Here is a 19,142-nt window from a genome sequence, read left to right on the forward strand (position 1 = left end):
GAGCCCGCTGGACGCGACGACCGGCCGGGGCTTACTGCTTCGCCACCGGCTTGCCGTCGGCGTCGATCACGGTCACCTCGCCCAGGTTGAGCGCGCGCAGCGGGGCTTCGGTCTTGGACAGATCGCCCACCACCACCCAGGTCAGGCCGCTGGGGTCGAAGGCCTTGGCGGCGGCGTTCACCTGCGCCGGGGTCATCGCCTGGATCTGCGCCTTGCGCTGGAACACGTAATCGTCGGGACGGCCGTACAGCGCGTTGCTGGCGATGGTGTTCATCACCGAGGCGGCGGTCTCGTAGGCACCGGGCAGGGTCAGGGTGAGCACCTTCTCCATGCCTTCCACTTCCTCGGCGCTGGCCGGGCGCTGGCCACCGGCGTACTCGGCGATCTCGCGCTGCATCTCCGCGGCCGCCTCGCCGGTCTTGTCGATCTGCACCGGGGCCGAAGCAGTCCACAGGCGCTGGCCGACCGCGCCGCCGGCGCCGCTGCGGGCACCGTAGGACCAGTGCTTGTCCTCGCGCAGGTTCATGTTCAACCGCGCGGTGAAATCGCCGCCGAGCACCATGTTGGCCATGTCGTACTCGACCGTCCTGGGGTCGGTGCTGGACGGCAGCAGCTTGGCCGCGAAGATGTTGGCCTGCACCGCGCCCGGCTGGTCCACCAGGAACACCCGCGGCTTGGCTTGCGGCTGCACCTGCGGGATGGCCGGCGCGGCGGGCGCGCCGGGGGCGGCCGTCCAGTCACCGAACGCCTGTTCCAGCAGCGGCAGGATTTCCGGCAGGGTGGTGTCGCCCACCACCACCAGGGTGGCGTCCTGCGGGCGCAGGGCGGTGTCGTGCCAGCGCTGGATGTCGGCGCGGGTCAGGGCCGCGATCCCGGCCTCGGTGCCGCTGCGCGGCGCCGCGTAAGGATGCCCCGCGCCATACACCAGGCCGGGCAGCACGCGCTGCACGATCCCGTTCGGGCTGGCCTTCTCCTGCTTGATGCCGGCGATCCACTGGCCGCGCACGCGGTCGATGTCGGCCTGCGCGAAGCGCGGCTTGCGCAGCATGTCGGCATACAGCGCCAGCGACGGGGCGAGGTTCTGCTTCAGCGCCGAGAGATAGGCGCTGCTGCCGTCCTGGCCGGCGCTGGCACCCAGCTGCGCGCCCAGCGCCTCGGCGCGGTCGGCGAAGGCCAGCGCGTCGAGGTCGCCAGCGCCCTCGTCCAGCAGGCCGGCCGCGAAGCTGGCCACGCCGGGTGCGCTGGCGGCGGCGCCGCCGCGGAACTCGTAGCTCATCTGCACCACCGGCACGTCGTGGCGCTCGGCCAGGATCACCTGGGTGCCGTTGCGCAGGGTGGCGTGCTGCTGGCGGGGGAACTTGAGGTCGGGGAAGCTGGCCGGCATCGGCACCCCGGCCTTGCGGTCCACCGTGCTCGGCAGGGTGGTGTACTTGGGGTCCGGCTTGGGGGTCTTGAACGGGGCCGGGGTGACCGTGGGGTCTTCCGCCAGCGCGACCCGCTTGCCGGGGTTCACCACCAGGGTGTGGCTGCCCTTGCCCGCGCCCAGCCAGGCATTGCCGGTGGCGCGCAGGTTGGCCGGGGTCACCGTGGCCAGGGTCTTGAGGCTGTCGCGGAAGCAGCCGGGGTTGCCGGTGTACACCGCGCACTCGGCCAGCGCGTCGGCCTTGCCGCCGAACCCGCCGATGCGTTCGATGCCGCGGATCCAGCCGGCCTCGAGGGTGGTGCGCGCGCGCGCCACTTCGTCCGCGCTGGGGCCGTCCTTGAGCAGCCGCTTCAGCTCCTCGTCGATCGCCGCCTCCACCTTGGCCACGTCCACGCCCTGCTTGACCGCGGCGGTGATCATGAAGGTGCTGCTGAGCTGCGAGCCGTAGGCGCCGGCGCTGATGTTGTCCACCAGCTTGTCCTGGTGCACCAGCCGGCGGTCGAGGCGCGAGGCCTTGCCGCCACCGAGGATGCGCGCCAGCACCTGCAGGCGGTCGAGGTCGGGCCGGCCGTACTCGGCCACGTTCCACACGCGGTAGATGCGCGACTGCGGCACGTTGTCGGTCATCTCGCTGCGGGTGTCGGCGGTGTGCGCGGCGACGTCCACCTTGGGCTGGGCCATGGTCGGGCCGGCCGGGATGTCGCCGAAGTACTTCGCCACCTTCTCCTTCGCGGTGGCCAGGTCGATGTCGCCGGCCAGCACCAGCACCGCGTTGTTGGGGCCGTACCAGGTGCGGAACCAGGTCTTCACGTCCTCCAGCGAGGCCGCGTTGAGGTCGTTCATCGAGCCGATGGTGCTGTGGTGGTACGGGTGGCTGGCCGGGTACATGGTCTTGCCCAGCACGTCCCACACCTGGCCATAGGGCTGGTTCTCGCCCTGGCGCTTCTCGTTCTGGACCACCCCGCGCTGCTCGTCCAGGGTCTTCTGGTCGATCGCGCCGAGCAGGTGGCCCATGCGGTCGGATTCCATCCACAGCGCGGTGTCGAGCGCGGTGGTCGGCACGTTCTCGAAGTAGTTGGTGCGGTCGGAGTTGGTGGTGCCGTTCTGGTTGGTGGCGCCGATTGCCTTGAACGGGGTGAAGAACTCGCCCGGCGCGTTCTCGCTGCCGTTGAACATCAGGTGCTCGAACAGGTGCGCGAAGCCGGTGCGGCCGGCCGGCTCGTCCTTGCTGCCCACGTGGTACCAGATGTTGACCGCGACGATCGGGGCCTTGCGGTCGGTGTGCACGATCACGCGCAGGCCGTTGGGCAGGGTGAAGGTCTCGTACGGGATATCGACCGAGGCGGCGGCGGCGGCGGCGGCAGCAGCGGCGCGCGCCGACGGCGCATAGCCGCCGATCGGCAGGGTGGCGGCCAGGGCAAGCGCCAGCGCGGCGGGACGGAACACGGACATCGACGACTCCTTCGGGTTCTGGCGGGAGCGCGGTTCCGGCGGGGGCCCGGAACGGCGAGCCTTCGATCATAGCCGCCGCCCCGGCGGCCTACACTAGGCCGAAAGCCACCCGGAGCCATCGCCATGCCCCGCACCGTCCTCATCACTGGCGCCAACCGCGGCCTCGGGCTGGAATTCACGCGCCAGCTGCTGGCGCGCGGCGATGCCGTGATCGCCACCTGCCGCCAGCCCGCGCAGGCGACCGCGCTGCAGGCGCTGGGCGCGGCGCATCCGGGCCAGCTGCGCGTGCTGGCGCTGGACGTGGCCAGCGAGGCCGCGCGCGCGCAGTTCACGGCGGCGCTGGAGCACGCCCTCGCCGGCACGGCATTGGACCTGCTGATCAACAACGCCGGCGTGCTGCACTCGGGCGAGCGCTTCGGCCACGTCACCCAGGCCGCGCTGGAGGAGAGCCTGCGCGTGAATGCGATCGGCCCCTTCCTGCTCACCCAGGCGCTGGCCGAACACCTGCGCGACGGCGCCACCGTCGCCAACCTGACTTCGCAGCTCGGCTCGATCGCGCGCGTTTCCCGCTTCGGCACGCCCAGCTACTGCGCCGGCAAGGCGGCGCAGAACATGCTGGGCGCGCAGCTCGCGCAGGCGCTGTCACCACGCGGCATCGTGGTGCTGCAATTGCACCCGGGCTGGGTGCAGACCGACATGGGCGGCGCGCAGGCGCCGCTGTCCGTACAGGAATCGGTAGCCGGTCTGCTGGCGGTCATCGCTACCGCAACCCCCGCGCAATCCGGCCGCTTCCTCGACTGGCAGGGCCAGGAACTGCCCTGGTAGCCGCCTACAATGCCGCGATGCCGCACGTCATCCTGCATCGCCCGGAAATCCCGCCCAACACCGGCAACGTGATCCGCCTGTGCGCCAACACCGGCGCGCAGCTACACCTGGTGCGCCCGCTCGGCTTCACCCTCGATGACCGCCAGCTCAAGCGCGCCGGGCTGGACTACCACGAGTACGCGCGGATGCGCGTGCACGACGACCTCGACGCCGCGCTGGCCGCGATCGCCGCCGAATCCGGCGCGCCGCCTCGGGTGTTCGCGCTGTCCACCCGCGGCCGCGTGCGCTACGACGCGCCGGCCTACCGCGACGACGACGTGTTCCTGTTCGGCAGCGAGACCGCCGGGCTGCCGCAGGACGTGCTGGAGATTGTCCCGGAAGCACAGCGCCTGCGCCTGCCGATGCGCCCGCACAACCGCAGCCTCAACCTGTCGAACGCGGTGGCGGTGATGGTGTTCGAAGCCTGGCGCCAGGCCGGTTTCGCCGGCGGCGATTGAACTCCGCGTCGCGCGGCAAGCGAAGGCGCGCGCGTTTACTCCTGCATTCCCGAACGGTTCCTGTACCGAAGAGTTCTGGATTCAGGCCGCGTTGCGGGCGCCTGCCAACAATGGCCCCACGCCCGACCGGTCGGTCGTGCGTATAACAACAAACACGGAGGTCATCCCCCATGAAGCGTTATGCCATTGCCCTGGCCCTGATTGCTGCCCTGCCCTTCGCCGCCTCCGCGGCCGACGGCATCAACTACAACTACGTGCAGGGTGGCTACGTCGCCACCAACACCAACGGCCCGGATGCGGACGGTTGGGGCGTGAACGGCTCGGTCGCTGTCAGCCCGAACTTCCACCTGCTGGCCGAGTACACCAACCAGGACGTCAAGCACTCCAGCGCCGGCTTCGACCAGTGGCGCATCGGCGGCGGCTACAACACCGCGGTCGGCAAGAACACCGACTTCGTGGCCGACGTGGCCTATGACCGCTACGCCGTGAAGCACGGCGGCCCGAAGGCCGACGGCTACAGCGTCGAGACCGGCGTGCGCAGCGCCCTGATGCCGAACCTGGAAGGCTATGCCAAGGTCGGCTACATGGACACCAACAAGACCAGCGGCGAAGCCTACGGCCGCCTGGGCGCGAACGTGATGTTCACCCAGAACTTCGGCATGAACGCCGACGTGCGCCTGATCCAGGGCGGCGACAAGCAGTGGTTCGTCGGCCCGCGCTTCACCTGGTAAGCGACGCCACGCCGCAACACGGAAACGCCCGGCGCAGGCCGGGCGTTTTCGTTTGGCATCGTCGCATTGACCGCCACGCGGAAGCGGCGGCCAGCAGCAGATTCAGCAGAACAGCGACTGCGGGTATTCGGCCTTGCGCTCGCGCGCCATCAGCCGCGCCAGCCCTTCCGCCGGGGTGACCGTGCCGTGCAGCACGTCGCGCACGCCTTCGGCGATCGGCAGTTCGATGCCGTGCGCGTTCGCCAGCCGCATCACCTCGTCGGCGGTCTGCAGCGATTCCACCACCTGCCCGATCTCGCGCACCGCGTCCGCGATCGACGCGCCGCGGCCCAGCGCCAGGCCCAGCCGGCGGTTGCGCGAGAGGTCGCCGGTGCAGGTCAGCACCAGATCGCCCAGCCCGGCCAGGCCCATCAGGGTTTCCGGGCGGCCGCCGAGGGCGATGTTGAGGCGCAGCATCTCGTTGAGACCTCGGGTGATCAGGCCGGCGCGGGCATTCAGGCCCAGGCCCATGCCGTCGGCGACGCCGGTGGCGACCGCCAGCACGTTCTTCATCGCACCGCCCAGCTCGGCACCGCGCATGTCGTTGCCGGTGTAGGCGCGGAACGCGGGGCCGTGCAGCGCGTCGGCGACCTGCTGGCAGAAGCCGGCGTCGTCGGAATGCACGGTGAGCGCGGTGGGCAGGCCTTCCGCCACTTCCTTGGCGAACGAAGGGCCGGTGACCACCGCCAGCGGCACGCCGTCGCCGAGCACCTCGCCGGCGACCTCGTGCAGGAAGCGGCCGCTGCCCGGCTCGAAGCCCTTGGTGGCCCAGGCCACGCCGGCGCCCGCCGGCCGCAGCGGGGCCAGCGCGCGCAGGGTTTCGGCGAACGCATGCGAGGGCACCACCACCAGCACCAGACCGGCATCGGCCAGCGCATCCGGCAGCGACGTGGTCGCGTGTAGTCCCGCCGGCAGGGCGATGCCCGGCAGGTAGCGCGGGTTCTCGTGGCGCCCGGCAATCGCCGACGCCACCACCGGATCGCGCCCCCACAGCACCGTGGGGTGGCCGTGGCGGGCGATCAACGCGGCCAGCGCGGTGCCCCAGGAGCCCGCGCCGAGGACCGCGACCTTCGGCTTGGCAGCTGCCGCCATGCGTCGCCGGTCAGGCGTTGCCGGCGGTTTCGGCGTCGGCCAGCAGGCCGCCTTCCTGCCCCATCTGCGCGGCGCGCTGGCGCAGGGTCTCGGCGTACAGCGCCTCAAAGTTGATCGGCTGCATCGGGAACGGCGGGAAGCCGCCGGCCGTGATCATCTGCCCGATTGCCGCCGCGGCGTAGGGGTACAGGATGTTCGGGCACTGGATGCCCAGCATGGCGTCCATCATCTGGTCGTCCATGCCGCCGAGGCCGAACACGCCGGCCTGCTCGACTTCCGCCAGGTAGGCGGTCTTGCCGTTCAGGGTGCAGGTCAGGGTGATCCCCAGGCTGACCTCGAACGCGTTCTCGGTCAGGCGCTGCACCTTCTGGTTGAGCTTCATCTGCAGGTCGGGCTGGCCCTGCTCGTTGAACACCTGCGGCGCGTTCGGCGCTTCGAAGGACACGTCCTTCACGTACAGCTTCTCGACGGTGAAGGTCGGGCCCATCGGGGCATCGGCGGACGGCGCGGCGCCGTTCAGGGTTTCATCGGACATGGAGCACTCCAAGGGGCACGCGAGGTGCGGCTAGCGAAAGGGAAGGGCCGATTATCGCATCGAACCCGGGCCAACCCCAGCGAGGTTGGGGCGGACGGCGGCAAACACAAGCCCCGTGCGAAGGACGGGCGCTCAGCGGCCCTTGACCACCGGCAGGTCGGCGGCCAGCCAGGCGCGGATGCCGCCCTCCAGCACCGCCACGTTGGTGAACCCGGCCTTGCGCAGGCGCTTGGCGGCGACCCCGGCGGTCTGGCCGACGTTGCACACCAGCACCACCGGCAGCGCCTTGGCCGGGGCCAGCGCCTTGTTCTCGGGGTCGAACTGGCTCATCTGCACGTTCTTCGAGCCGGCGATGTGGCCCTTGGCGAAATCGGCGGCGGCGCGCAGGTCGATCACCAGCGCGTTGTCGCGGTTGACCAGCGCGGTCAGCTGGGACGGGCCGATGCGCTTGATGCCGCTGAGCAGGCCGGCGATCTCGTTGGCGATGATGGCCACGGTCAGGCCGACGAAGGCCAGCGACAGGACGGGATTGCGGCCTGCGAAGGCGGCCAGTTCGGCGAAGGTCACGGCATGGATCGGTCGGGATGGGCCGACCATTGTAGCCGCAGCCGGGGGCGCCGGCCGGGCCGCGGGCGGGGCCGGGCCTTCAGTCCGGGTCCTGCCAGAAATCGGGCAGGCCGGTGGTCTGCCACCAGGTCTTGCTGGCGGGATCAAAACGCCAGCGCTCCTGGAACAGCACGGTGCGCACCTGCTGGGTGTTGCGGTTGACCACCGTGATCTCGATCCGGCGCTGGACCTGGCTGCCGCCGACCACGCTGCTGCCGAGGTCGCGGTAGCCGGCGACCTGCAACTGCTTGTAGCGCGAGAAATCGATGTCGGTCAGCGGATGCGCGGCGCGCACGTCGGGATCGACCTGGCCCCAGGCGCTCTCGAAATTGCCCCAGCGGATCGCCTCCGACCACGCGTACTGGGCCTGGTCGAGCGCGTCGCGGCGGCTGCTGGCGGCGCCCGCCGGCCAGGCCAGCAGCGGCAGCAGCACCAGCAGCAGGCAGCGCAGCAGGAAACGGGGCATCGGCGGATCCTCGGCAGGCGGCGGATGGCAGGCATCCTAACCGGCGGCGGCGGCGGTTTTCGCAATCGCAACGTAACGCCCGGCGAAGGTCGCCGCCACCGCGCCATCGGCCAGCAATGCCTGCGCCTGCAGGCGCACGCTGGCGCGCCCCTGCGCACGCACCTGGCCGGCCAGCGCCGGCCGCGCCGCGGGGTCCTCGAAGGTGGCTTCCACCACGAGGTCCTCGAACACCGGCTTGAGATAGCGCACCCGGCTGTCGGCCACGAACACCTCGCCCGCCAGCCCGTCCGCCTCCAGCTCCAGCGCCACCAGGCCCCAGGCCGCCAACGTCATCAGCGAACCCAGGCTGCCGCCGAACGCGCAGCCCTTGTCGTTGACATTGGCCGCCAACGGCGCGCCCAGCCGCAGCCGGCCCGCCTCCCACCCGAGGATGCGCGGTTGCAGGGCCGCCACCGGGGGCATGCCGTGCAGATGGCGGGAAAGGGCGTCCAGCGCGGCGCGCGATGCGGTCTCGTCCATCGCCCAAGCCTGCCGCAAGGCAGGGGGCTGTGCCAAGCTGGAGCCATGCCGACCGCTTCCGCTCCCTTGCCGCTGCACGGCTGGACCGTGCTTTCGCTGCGCCCGCGCGGCCAGCACGGCGGCCTGCGCGCGGCGGCGGCGCGCGCGGGCGCGCGGGTGCTGGCGCTGTCGGTGCAGGCCATCGTCGCGCGCGACGACGACGCCACCCGGCAGGCGCTGGCGGCGGCGCTCGCCGCCGACGTAGTGGTGTTCACCAGCCCCAATGCGGTGCGCGCGGCGGCGGCGCTGATGCGCTTGCACCCGCGTCGCGGCCAACCCTGGCTCGCCGTGGGCAGCGGCACCCGGCGCGCGTTGCAGCGGCGGGGGATCAATGCGCAGGCCCCGGCGCGGATGGACAGCGAAGGCCTGCTCGCGCTGCCGGCGCTGGCGGACGTGGATGGCCGCACGCTCGGGCTGGTCACCGCCCCGGGCGGGCGCGACCGACTGGCACCCGTACTGCGCGCGCGCGGCGCGCAGGTGCGGCGCGCGGATGTGTATGCGCGGGTGCCGGTGGCGCTGGGCGCGCGCCCGTTGGCCGCACTCGCGGCCGCACTGGACCGGCCGCAGCAGGTGCTGCTGGCGCTGAGCAGCGGCGAGGCCCTGGCCGCGCTGCTGGCGCAGGTGGACGACCCGCGCCTGCGCACAGTCGCCGTGGCCGCCGCCAGCCCCCGCCTCGCGGACGCCGCGCACGCGGCCGGCTTCACCCGCGTCGCGCTGGCCAGCAGCGCGCGGCCCGCGGCATTGCTGCGCGCGTGGCGGCCGATGCCCGCCGAACGTCCCGCCCCTGGCGCCTGACCGGAGAGCCTGCGATGCCTGCCGCGACCCCGCTGTCGTTCTCGCTGCTGCCACAACGGTTCGTGGTGGCCAGGCTCGCGGCGGACGCGGCGATCCCGCCCGCCCTGCTCACGGCACCCGGGCTGGTGTCGATCACCCGCACCGCGGAGGAATTGTCGCTGGTCTGCGCCGAGGACATCGCGCCGGACCTGCCGCAGGCGGTGGCCGGCTGGCGCTGCCTGATGCTGCACGGGCCGTTCGCGTTCGACCAGGTCGGGATCCTGGCCGCACTGCTGCAGCCGCTGGCCGCGGCCGGGGTGGGCATCTTCGCCCTGAGCACCTTCGATACCGACTACCTGCTGGTGCAGGCGGAGCAACTGGCGCCGGCGCTGGCGGCGCTGCAGGAGGCCGGGCACCGGCTCCTGCCGTGAACATGCGTCGCGCGGCCGGGGCGGTGCGGCCGCCCCGGCGCGCCTGCCTGCATCACTGCGTCTTCAGCGACACGTCGTCGATCAGGAACGAGGTCGCCTGGCTGGAATCTTCCACCCCGAGGAAGTACACCCGCACCGTCTTGCCCTTCCACGCCGAGACATCGAAGCTGCGCTGCACGTAGCTGCTGCCCTTGTTGAGGTTGGAATAGGTGGCCAGGGTGGCCAGCACATTGCCGCTGGTGTCGCGGATCTGCACCTTCAGGGTGTCGTAGGCGGTGCTGGTGGTGGTCTCGCTGCTGTCCACCCGCAGCCAGAAGCTCAGGGTCGCGCTGGTCACGGTGGAGGGGATCGTCACCGCCTGGTACGCCGAATCGGTATGGCTGCTGCCGTAGCCGTCGAGCCAGGCCTTCCAGCTGCCGGTCTTGGCCGGATAAGTGCTGTCGCTGGTGATCACCCCGCTGCTGGCGGTCCAGCCGGTGGTGCCGGATTCGAAGCCGCCGTTGCTGATCCGCTCCACCGCCGCCGGCGCGTTGCTGATGGTGAACGCCACCGCCGAGGAGGTGCCGACGTTGCCGGCCGCATCGTAGGCCTTGGCCACCAGGGTGTGGCTGCCATCGCTGAGCGTGGTCGAGTTGAAGGCCAGCGTGTACGGCGGGGTGAGCACGCTGCCCTTGAGCACGCCATCGATCCAGAACTCCACCTTGCTCACGCCGACGTTGTCGCTGGCGCTGGCGGACAGGGTGATGGTGCCGCTGCTGCCGCTCTCGCTGGCGCTGACCGTGGGCGGCGTGGTGTCGGCGGCGGCATTGCTGATGCTGAAGCTCACCGCGCTCGAGCTGCCCACGTTGCCCGCGGCGTCGTAGGCCTTGGCCACCAGGCTGTGGCTGCCGTTGGACAGGGTGGTGGAATCGAAGGTGACGGCATACGGCGCGCTGGTGTCAGTGCCGACCAGCACGCCATCCACCAGGAACTCCACCCGGCTCACGCCGACGTTGTCGCTGGCGGCGGCGGACAGGGTGATGCTGCCCGAGGTGCCGCTCTCGCTGGCGCTGACCGTGGGCGGGGTGGTATCCGCCGGCGTGCTGCCGCCCTGGTCGATCCACACCGGCGCCGACCACAGCCGCAGGCCGTCGGCCTGGGTCACTTTCACATAGTAGAAATGCTTGCCGGCGGCGGGGGTGAAGGTGTAGCTGCCGCTGCCTTCGGCCAGCTGGGTGACGGTGCCGTTGCGGCCGGGCACGCCTTCGAAGAACTGCACCCGTTGCGCGCTCTGGCCGCTGGTGCTGGCGTAGTTGGCCACCAGCGTCAGCGGGCCGGTGTTGGAGAACGACTCGCCCATCACCCGGCCATTGGCGGTCAGCACCAGCTGGCTGGTGCGGTCCTCGGTGGCGAACACCCGGCGCGCGCGCAGGGCGTCGTAGAACGCCGCCGGCGTGAGCGCGGTGCCGGTGGGCAGCAGCACGCCGGTGCGGTTGGTGAAGCTCAGGCCCCAATTAGCGCAGTGGTTGTCCTGGTCGCTGGAAGGCGCCAACCGGTAGCCGGCTTCCAGCAATTTGTTCCAGGCACTCTCGTAGCTGCTGCGCCCGGTTTCGGTCATGGTGGTGTTGGTGGAGAACGCGGAGCTGTTCAGCACCTCCGCCAGCACCATCACCTCGGCGCCATTGGCGTCATAGGCGAGCGAAACGCCATTGATCTGGAACTGGCCGCTGCTGGCCGGATGATTGAACTGGCCGATCCAACCGCGCGCCTTCATGATCGCGTACAGGCCGGCGTAGTCCGACTTCGTGGTGGCCACGCTGCCGATCAGCTGGTTGCTGCTGTTGTATTCCCAGCTGGCCAGGCCATCGGGATTGATGATGTTGAGGTGGCCGCCGTTGCTGATCACGCCCCACTCGTTGCCGTACAGGGCGAGGAACTGCGGGTGCGCGCTGCGGTAGCTGGCCGCGGCGGCGAGGCCGGAGTTGAACAGGTTGTTGGCGGTCGTCGGGCTGGCCGAGGTGTTGGTGCCGGTCGAGCCGTCGTACATGTGGTTGTGCTCGGAGGCGAGCAGGAAGTCGCCGCCGGCCTGGGTCTGCATCATCGCGTAGGCATCGGCCGGCCCCATGGTGCCGGCCTGCGGCACTTCCGCGCCGCCGCAGGTGGCCACCGGGGTGCCGCCGTCGCTGTGGTTGGTCTGGCTGTGCAGGTTGCCGTAGTAGATGGTGTAGGGCAGGCCACCGCCGGCGGCCACCAGCGACTGCGCGCGCACCGGCGCGCCGATCGCGGCCGCGCTGACGCGCCCGGTGGGCAGCGGCTGCATCGCCGGCATGCGCGCCTTCGGCAGGCGTCCCAGCATCACATCAAAGTTCTGCTCCACCACCTCGTCGGCGAATACCGCCAGCGCCTTGCGCACGCGCTGCTCGGTACTCAGGCGCGCGTCTTCCGGCACCTCCACCATCGGCACCGCGCGCAGGCGCACCGTGTAATACCCCGCCGGCAGGCTGCGGCCGCCATTGGCGAAGCCATTCCAGCGCCCGCTGCGCACGCCGCGCCCGTGCTCCAGGGTGGCGATCCCGCTGTCGCTGCCGATCACCGCGCCGGTGGGCGAGAGCACTTCCACCAGCCATGCGGCGCGGGTGATGTCGCCGGCGCCGGGGTAGTCGAAGTCGATGCGGATCGGAAAGCCCCCGGCCTGCACCTGGAACGGCACCGACAGCGTGGCGTTGAACTCATAGTGGTCGGGCAGGCCGAAATCGGTCGCGACCACGGACGAGCAAAGCAAAGCGAGCGCGCAGGCGAGCCCCAGCCGGCGCCGGACATGGTGATGCATCGTCAGTTTTCCCCAGAGATGATCCGCGATCCCTGCGGAGAAAGTCCCGGCGAGTATTATCCGCGCAAATGCGTCGGCAAGATGACGCCGTGCCGGCAGCGGCGCCTACAATGCCGGCATGACCGCCATCCCCCCGCTCGATCACGTCCGCGACGCCCTCACCGACCTGCAGGACCGCATCTGCGCGGCGATCGAAGCCGCCGACGGCGGCGCGCGCTTTCACGAGGACGCCTGGACGAAGGACCCGGGCAGCTCACCCATCCGCGGCGGCGGGCGCACCCGCGTGCTGCGCGAGGGCGCGGTGTTTGAACAGGCCGGGATTGGTTTTTCCGACGTGTCGGGCGAGCGCCTGCCGCCCTCCGCCACCGCCCACCGGCCGGAGCTGGCAGGCGCGTCCTGGCGCGCGGTCGGCGTGTCGCTGGTGTTTCACCCGCGCAACCCGTACCTGCCCACCACCCACGCCAACGTGCGCCATTTCCGCGCCGAGCGCGACGGCGAAACCGTGGCCTGGTGGTTCGGCGGCGGCTTCGACCTGACCCCCTTCTATCCGTTCGACGAGGACGTGCTGCACTGGCACCGCACCGCGCGCGCGCTGTGCGAGCCGTTCGGCGGCCAGGCGCGCTACGCCGCGCACAAGCGCTGGTGCGACGAATATTTCTTCCTCAAGCACCGCGGCGAAACCCGCGGCGTGGGCGGGCTGTTCTTCGACGACCTCGGCGAGGATTTCGATGCCGACTTCGCCTACATGCAGGCGGTGGGCAACGGCTTCCTCGACGCCTACCTGCCGATCGTCGAACGCCGCAAACACACCCCCTACGGCGAACGCGAACGCCAGTTCCAGCTCTACCGCCGCGGCCGCTACGTGGAATTCAACCTGGTGTACGACCGCGGCACCCTGTTCGGCCTGCAAAGCGGCGGCCGCACCGAATCCATCCTGATGAGCCTGCCCCCGCTGGTGCGCTGGGAATACGGCTTCACCCCCGAACCCGGCAGCCCGGAAGCCCGCCTGGCCGAGTACCTGCGCCCACGCGACTGGCTGGCCTCGGAATAAATCGGCGCTGGAATCCGCGCGGGCACGATCACGCGCCCGTGATGGCAGGCTTTGAGCACGAACGCCCGCTTGCCACCACCACCCAATGAATCCTGCGCAAGCGGCCAAATTCCTTGCAGGAATTCGCCTTGACCGCACATTGCGCCGAGTAGCACTATCCATCTACCCCCGTTCTTGGGGTCTACTTGGTGTTAGGCCGCTAATGTCGCCTATCGCGATCCGCAACATAGCTCTCCTAGCAGCCTCCGGCGTCGGCTTCGCTGCGGCAGCCCTATTCGAGTTTCCACGAGACCCTGCGCGGCCTTACCTGCTTGTCATTGGCCTGCTTGCGCTCCTCAAGCTCAACCTTGAGTACATGCTGGGACTGCCCATGCATCTTCCACGCCTGCTGGCCTCGCGTCCCGAGCGCTCAAAGAGGCAGCGGATACTCTTTGCCACCTGGGTACTTGCTCCACTGCTGGTGTACGGTGCCATGGCATGGTAGTTACGCGGCCTAACAATTCATTCAAGCCGACGCCGCTTCGCGGCGCGGCTTAACTCACGCGTTAGCCGTCGCATGCGGTCTATCGCAATCTTGATTCTTGCTATTGCAGCAACTGCCTGCGCCATGTCACCGCGCTCTCCCGCGATCAAAGGCATTGAGGCCTCACGATCCTTGGGTCACGGTTTCTGGCTAATTACCGCTGCAGAAGAGGTTCAAGGCAGCTTTGAGTCTATCGGACACTTTGGTTATTGCTATTATCGAAACAAGAACCTGGGACGTTGTGACCGCATGTGGCCTTCACCTTCTGGCCAGTTTGCTGTGTATCAAGCTGCTTCTACAGGTCATATCTTTCTGTTCGACACTCACACAGGCCTCAGCACACAACTCACCCAAGAATTCCCTGGACTCATGTGGTCGGCCTCATGGCGAGAGCAAGAGAAAAAGGTTATTGTTCAAGTCGGCGCTGCCGGTCCCGAGCGAGAAATTTCTCTGTCTTACGCCCAAGCGGGCGGCACCTAACTATTCATTCACGCGGACGTGCGTACCGCACGACGCTTATTTCAGGTGTTATGGCGCACTGCAGATGTCAAGATTCTTGAAGGGTCTACCGCTTGGCCTCAGCAAAGCTTTGATCGCGTTTGTTCTCGTATTTGGCCTGCTCCTTGGCTATATCACCTTCTCGGAGCATTCCGCATCGGACAAAGCGGAAGCTTTCTGCAAGATCATTGCCATTGGCTCAAATGCTTCCGCCCTCCGACCCTTGGCAATTGCTCGCGGCGCTGACCCTGTGCATACCAAGTGGCTCCGGACAGATGGCCAAGACCAACTTCCAGTCACATTCTCTGGCGCCACACCCCTATCGCGGTACATCTGTTGGGTCAAGGCGGAAAATGGCCGCGTCGTTTCTACTCACGTGGTGTACCTTGATTAGCGGGGTGCGCCCTGACAATTCATTCAAGCCGAAGCCGCTTCGCGGCGCGGCTTAATTCTGGTGTTAGGCATTGGACAACGCACTCGTCGCACTCAAAGTCATTACTGCCGCGACCGGACTCGTTGGCTATCTCAGCCAAATTGTTATTCTTACTCCAGAAATACGGGACGACTTCATCTACAAGGGGCGCAATCCCCTTTACGGCGACCTAATCAAGTACACGATCTACGCTATTAATTTCTGCCTGTTCATCCGTGCGCTGTGCCCATGGTGGAAGGTATCTGCAACGCCAATGTGGGCTTGGGCTAGCGTTGGATTCTCCGGACTCGTTCTTCTTCTATATTTTCTTGAGTCGGGGGCGTCAAGCCGGGTAAAAAGCCTGGTTCTTGCGCTTCCTATCCGAGTAGGCATCGCTCTTCTAATTACACACTTAACACAGCTCGCGCTCGCCTCGACCAATGCCTAACAATTCGTTCAAGCCGAGACCGCTTCGTGGCCGCATCAATGTATGGCACATTGTCACATCGCCGCGGCCACAAATCAGCCCGGCTTAACTCTGGTGCTAGCTGTCATGCGTAGATTTCTCGCAACTCTTGGTGCCTTAATCGCGGCTTCCGTTCTCGCGGCGTCTCGTCCCAATATTCAAACTGTTAAGGCGGACCTCGATGGCGATGGGCGACCGGAAACAGCCGTCCTCACCCAACGGGCGAAATCAATCACGCTTACCGTCCACGGACCTACTCTCGGAAACTCGGGGCAAACTCTTAGCTTCGGCATTGACGCGTCTCGACAGGATGCTGTTTGCGCTACGCCAGTGGTTCTAGAAGTGACCCAACAGGACTGCAAACCAGAGGCACTCGGTGGTGAACAACTGGAAGGCTGCAAGATCAACAAGCGGTCGAAGGATCTCGTCATCAGTGACGGAGAGTGCGACCCAATCTATCTGTACTGGAATCATCAGAAGAACGCCGTCTGGTGGTGGCGCCTATGACAGCTAACAATTCGCCCAAGCCAACGCCGCTTCGTGGCGCGGCTTAATTCAGGTGTTAAGCCGCACAATTTCACCACCCTGCACGACTTGACCATGTCTACGATCGAGAAAGCCATCGCCCTTGCAGCAACCGCGCACGCCGGCCAGTTGGATAAGGGCGGCCAGCCTTACATTCTTCACCCGCTGCGGGTGATGTTCCGCGTCGCGACTGATGAGCAGCGCATGGCTGCAGTGCTTCACGACATCGTTGAAGACACATCCGTGACCTTTGAAGACCTGGAGGCTCAGGGCTTCCCGGCGCCGGTTGTCGAAGCCGTTCGCGCCCTGACCAAGCTGCCAGGCGAAAGCCGCCTCGCGGCTGCCGAACGAGCCGCCGCGAATCCCATCGCGCTCGCGGTGAAGCTGGCGGACAACGCCGAGAACATGGATCTCTCGCGCATCGCCAATCCAACCGAGAAGGATTTTGCGCGGCTCAGGGAATACGAGGCCGTTCGGGAACTGCTGCTTGCGCGCAGTGCGACTTAAGAAAGGTCTAAACAGCTCCCCCACTTCCAGCAACAATCCACCCCTCCCGCAAGAGAGGCCCCGCGCCCCTCAATCCCCTTTCTTGAGGATGGTGATGTGGCCGTTGGTTTCCAGCAGGGCCAGGGCGATCTGGCCCACGTCGTCCACGGCGTTCATGCGCATGGCTTCCTCGAAGTCGTGCTGGCTGATCAGCTCGCGCCGCAGCACGTGGTCGAACACACGGCCGTCGCGCGCCAGCACCACCGGCTCGCCTTCCACCAGGCGCTCGGCCAGGCGGCTGCGCGCGGTGGCCAGCGCCACCAGGTAGTTCACCGCGATCAGGGTGCTGGCCATGATCGCGGCGCCGGTGAGCGAGTTGTCGCCGCCGTTGATGCCGTTCTGCACCGAGTTGCCCAGCAGGATCAGCAGCACCAGGTCGAACGGGGTGAACTGGCCCACCGAGCGCTTGCCGGACAGCCGCATCAGCACCATCACCAGCACGTACACCACCAGCGCGCGCAGCACGAACACCCACCACGGCGCGGACAGCTGGAACAGGGCGTTCATCGCATGGTCTCCTGCCGCGCGCGGGGCGCGGTCACGGTTGCAGGGTTTGCCGGAACAGGTCGTGGATGCGGCGGTATTCGTCGTACCAGCTGTCGGGATGCACGAAGCCGTGGCGTTCCAGCGGGTACGGCGCCAGCTCCCAGCCGGTCTTGCGCAGCTCGATCAGCTTCTGCGCCATCATCGCCGAATCGCGGAAGAACACGTTGTCGTCGATCATGCCGTGCGCGATCAGCAGCCGCCCCTGCAGTCCGTCGGCGAACTCGATCGGGCTGGAGCGCTTGTAGGCCTCGGGGTCGATCTCCGGCGTGTTGAGGATGTTGCTGGTGTATTCGTGGTTGTACTGGCTCCAGTCGGCCACCGGGCGCAGCGCGGCGCCGGCCTTGAACACGCCGGGCGCCTTGAACATCGCCACGTAGGTCATGAAGCCGCCGTAGCTGCCGCCGTAGATGCCGGCGCGCGCGCGGTCGCCCTGCTGGTTGGCCACCAGCCAGTCGAGGCCGTCGAGGTAGTCCTCCAGCTCGGGCTGGCCCATCCAGCGGTAGATCGCGGTGCGCCAGTTGCGGCCATAGCCTTCGCTGGCGCGGTAGTCGAGGTCCAGCACCAGGTAGCCTTCCTGCACCAGCAGGTTGTGGAACATCTGCTCGCGGAAGTAGTTGGGGTAGCGCGCCGACACGTTCTGCAGGTAGCCGGCGCCGTGCACGAACATCACGATGGGGTACTTGCGGCCCGGCTCCAGCCGCTGCGGCCCGTAGAACTTGCCCCAGATCACGCCAGCGCCGTGGCGGCTGGGCACCTGCACGATCTGCGGCTGGATCCAGTGGCGGGCCTTGTACTCGGGCGTGCGGGTATCGGTGAGGATGCGCGCCTGCCCACCGGTGGCCGCCACCTGCGCCAGCTGCGGCGGCAGGTAGGCGCCGGAATAGCGCACCAGCAGGGCATCGCCGCGCGGGGAGAGGCTGAAGTCCTCGACTCCGTCCAGCGCGGTCACCTCGCGCACCGCGCCGCCGCGCGCGGGCACCGCGCACACTTCGTAATCGCCGGGCGCCGCGCGGTTGCACAGGAAGTAGAAGGTGGCGCCGTCGGGCGCGACGGCCACCTGCGAGGTCTCCCAGCGGCCGTCGGTGAGCTGGAGCCGGCGCGCGCCGTCCAGCGCGTACAGGTGCGAGTAGCCGCTTTCCTCGCTGAGGTACCACAGCGTGCGCTCGTCCGGCAGCCAGCCGAACTCGTTGAAACCCCAGTTGATCCACGCCGGATCGTGCAGGCGATGGCGCACCTGCAGGCTGCCGGCGGCGGGATCGACGGTGGCGATCCAGCGGTCCTTGTTGTCGATCGCGCGCAGCATCACCGCGGCGCTGCCGCCGTCGCCGCGCCATTGCAGCGCCGCCACCTGCAGCGGGCGCGGGCCGGCCAGCGGCGGCTTGCCGGCGGCCTTGCGCAGGTCGGCCAGCGGGTCTTCGGCAATGCCCGGCAGGGCATCGAACTTCAGCTCGCGCAGCGTGCCGGTGGCCAGCTCGGCCAGCCACAGCCGCTGCGGCAGCGGCGGGTTGCGGCCGACCCGGGTGCGCACGTCCTCGAACTCCTCGTAGCCGGATTCGGTGACGTACATCGGCATCTTGCCCGCGCGCCCGGCGTCGGCGCCCTTGGGATTGGTCACCACCAGCAGCCAGCGCCCGTCCGGCGACAGCGCGGAATCGGCGATCTCCACGTCCTTGCCCAGGTACACCGGGGCCGGCGCGCGGGTAGGGTCGGCGGCACGCCAGGCCTCGGCCTGCACGCGCGCGGCATCGCGCAGGGCGCGGTCGCGGCGCAGGGTGTCGATCAGGCGCAGCTGCTGCTCGCGCAACGCATCCGCCGCCGGAGGCGTGCCCGGCGCGTCCTCGGCGCGCGGTTGCGCGGCCTGCGCCACCAGCTGGCCGTCCCAGCGGTACCAGCTGCCGCCGGCCTGCCACACCAGACCGGCGCTGCCCCACTGCAGGCGGCTGGCGGCGACGTTGCCGCGGGTGAGCTGCTGCAGCGCGCCGCTGCGCAGGTCGCGCACGAACACGTCGCCGTCGCGCACGAACGCGGCACGCTCGCCGCGCGGCGCATACGCCGGGTTGGCCGCATCCATGCCCGCGCGCGCGGCATCCTCCAGCTTGCGCGGCGCGCTGCCGGCGGCGACTTCCCAGGCATCGCGCACGTTGCTGCCGGCGCGCTTCTGCAGGAAGTACGCGGCCTTGCCATCCCAGCGCCACCACGCCTGCTCCACCGGCGCGCCGATCCAGTCGGGATCGGCCATCGCCTGTTCCAGGGTGATGGGGTCGGCCGCGCGCGCCGACGAGGTGGCGAGAAGCAGGGCCAGCACGAACGGGGACAGGCGCATCAGGAAGCTCCGCG

The 19,142-nt window shown here is 68.8% G+C and carries 18 protein-coding genes; 9 read left to right on the forward strand and 9 right to left on the reverse strand.

All coding sequences use genetic code 11. The features are described from left to right. Nucleotides 1-31 precede the first annotated feature (31 nt). Nucleotides 32-2,875, reverse strand: a complete 2,844-nt coding sequence (locus EDC34_RS03270) for a M16 family metallopeptidase (RefSeq protein WP_114959561.1) — start codon at nucleotides 2,873-2,875, stop codon at nucleotides 32-34. Between the two features lie 123 nt (nucleotides 2,876-2,998). Here EDC34_RS03270 and EDC34_RS03275 point away from each other — a divergent pair, with 123 nt between their 5' ends. The 3 genes from EDC34_RS03275 to EDC34_RS03285 all read left to right on the forward strand — a co-directional run bounded on the left by EDC34_RS03275 (nucleotide 2,999) and on the right by EDC34_RS03285 (nucleotide 4,928). Then, nucleotides 2,999-3,700, forward strand: coding sequence for an SDR family oxidoreductase (locus EDC34_RS03275; RefSeq protein WP_114959560.1), 702 nt, complete (start codon nucleotides 2,999-3,001; stop codon nucleotides 3,698-3,700). Nucleotides 3,701-3,717: 17 nt separating this feature from the next. Then, nucleotides 3,718-4,197: a tRNA (cytidine(34)-2'-O)-methyltransferase gene (locus EDC34_RS03280; RefSeq protein ID WP_114959559.1), complete on the forward strand. Its 480-nt coding sequence runs from the start codon at nucleotides 3,718-3,720 to the stop codon at nucleotides 4,195-4,197. Between the two features lie 170 nt (nucleotides 4,198-4,367). Then, nucleotides 4,368-4,928, forward strand: coding sequence for a porin family protein (locus tag EDC34_RS03285; RefSeq protein ID WP_114959558.1), 561 nt, complete (start codon nucleotides 4,368-4,370; stop codon nucleotides 4,926-4,928). 102 nt (nucleotides 4,929-5,030) lie between these two features. Here the strand turns inward: EDC34_RS03285 and EDC34_RS03290 are convergent, their stop codons facing one another. The 5 genes from EDC34_RS03290 to EDC34_RS03310 all read right to left on the reverse strand — a co-directional run bounded on the left by EDC34_RS03290 (nucleotide 5,031) and on the right by EDC34_RS03310 (nucleotide 8,185). Beyond that, entirely contained in the window at nucleotides 5,031-6,059 is a 1,029-nt protein-coding gene (locus EDC34_RS03290) for an NAD(P)H-dependent glycerol-3-phosphate dehydrogenase (RefSeq protein WP_114959557.1), read from the reverse strand. 10 nt (nucleotides 6,060-6,069) lie between these two features. After that, complete coding sequence (gene secB / locus EDC34_RS03295; protein WP_114959607.1) at nucleotides 6,070-6,594, reverse strand: protein-export chaperone SecB; 525 nt, start codon at nucleotides 6,592-6,594, stop codon at nucleotides 6,070-6,072. A 132-nt stretch (nucleotides 6,595-6,726) separates the two neighbouring features. Then, on the reverse strand, nucleotides 6,727-7,161 hold the full coding sequence (locus EDC34_RS03300; RefSeq protein WP_114959556.1) for a rhodanese-like domain-containing protein: 435 nt from the start codon (nucleotides 7,159-7,161) through the stop codon (nucleotides 6,727-6,729). A gap of 79 nt (nucleotides 7,162-7,240) precedes the next feature. After that, entirely contained in the window at nucleotides 7,241-7,666 is a 426-nt protein-coding gene (locus EDC34_RS03305) for a hypothetical protein (RefSeq protein WP_240311053.1), read from the reverse strand. A gap of 36 nt (nucleotides 7,667-7,702) precedes the next feature. Next, the gene (locus tag EDC34_RS03310) at nucleotides 7,703-8,185 is read right to left on the reverse strand and encodes a YiiD C-terminal domain-containing protein (RefSeq protein WP_114959555.1); all 483 of its coding nucleotides are present in this window, start codon (nucleotides 8,183-8,185) and stop codon (nucleotides 7,703-7,705) included. A gap of 45 nt (nucleotides 8,186-8,230) precedes the next feature. Between EDC34_RS03310 and EDC34_RS03315 the strand changes: the two genes are divergently transcribed. Both EDC34_RS03315 and EDC34_RS03320 read left to right on the forward strand, forming a co-directional pair. Continuing rightward, complete coding sequence (locus EDC34_RS03315) at nucleotides 8,231-9,019, forward strand: uroporphyrinogen-III synthase (protein WP_114959554.1); 789 nt, start codon at nucleotides 8,231-8,233, stop codon at nucleotides 9,017-9,019. A gap of 14 nt (nucleotides 9,020-9,033) precedes the next feature. Further along, on the forward strand, nucleotides 9,034-9,429 hold the full coding sequence (locus EDC34_RS03320; RefSeq protein WP_114959553.1) for an ACT domain-containing protein: 396 nt from the start codon (nucleotides 9,034-9,036) through the stop codon (nucleotides 9,427-9,429). 52 nt (nucleotides 9,430-9,481) lie between these two features. Here EDC34_RS03320 and EDC34_RS03325 read toward each other — a convergent pair whose 3' ends face one another. Continuing rightward, a complete protein-coding gene (locus EDC34_RS03325) occupies nucleotides 9,482-12,175 on the reverse strand; it encodes an Ig-like domain-containing protein (RefSeq protein ID WP_240311052.1) in 2,694 nt (897 codons plus the stop codon). A gap of 181 nt (nucleotides 12,176-12,356) precedes the next feature. Between EDC34_RS03325 and hemF the strand changes: the two genes are divergently transcribed. The 4 genes from hemF (at nucleotide 12,357) to EDC34_RS03345 (ending at nucleotide 16,220) form a co-directional block, all read left to right on the forward strand. Beyond that, nucleotides 12,357-13,289, forward strand: a complete 933-nt coding sequence (gene hemF, locus EDC34_RS03330) for an oxygen-dependent coproporphyrinogen oxidase (RefSeq protein ID WP_425477443.1) — start codon at nucleotides 12,357-12,359, stop codon at nucleotides 13,287-13,289. A gap of 556 nt (nucleotides 13,290-13,845) precedes the next feature. Then, nucleotides 13,846-14,292 (forward strand): hypothetical protein, encoded by a 447-nt coding sequence (locus EDC34_RS03335; protein ID WP_132982843.1) that lies wholly within the window; start codon nucleotides 13,846-13,848, stop codon nucleotides 14,290-14,292. 482 nt (nucleotides 14,293-14,774) lie between these two features. Next, nucleotides 14,775-15,170 carry a hypothetical protein gene (locus tag EDC34_RS03340; protein WP_132982844.1) on the forward strand — a complete coding sequence of 132 codons (396 nt, stop codon included), beginning with the start codon at nucleotides 14,775-14,777 and terminating at the stop codon, nucleotides 15,168-15,170. A gap of 618 nt (nucleotides 15,171-15,788) precedes the next feature. After that, a complete protein-coding gene (locus EDC34_RS03345; protein WP_114959551.1) occupies nucleotides 15,789-16,220 on the forward strand; it encodes an HD domain-containing protein in 432 nt (143 codons plus the stop codon). Nucleotides 16,221-16,289: 69 nt separating this feature from the next. Here EDC34_RS03345 and EDC34_RS03350 read toward each other — a convergent pair whose 3' ends face one another. Next, the gene (locus EDC34_RS03350; RefSeq protein ID WP_114959550.1) at nucleotides 16,290-16,766 is read right to left on the reverse strand and encodes a DUF421 domain-containing protein; all 477 of its coding nucleotides are present in this window, start codon (nucleotides 16,764-16,766) and stop codon (nucleotides 16,290-16,292) included. Nucleotides 16,767-16,797: 31 nt separating this feature from the next. Next, nucleotides 16,798-19,131, reverse strand: a complete 2,334-nt coding sequence (locus EDC34_RS03355) for a S9 family peptidase (RefSeq protein ID WP_205388040.1) — start codon at nucleotides 19,129-19,131, stop codon at nucleotides 16,798-16,800. Nucleotides 19,132-19,142: the final 11 nt, after the last annotated feature.

The sequence above is a fragment of the Thermomonas haemolytica genome (assembly GCF_004346265.1).
GTDB lineage: Bacteria > Pseudomonadota > Gammaproteobacteria > Xanthomonadales > Xanthomonadaceae > Thermomonas > Thermomonas haemolytica.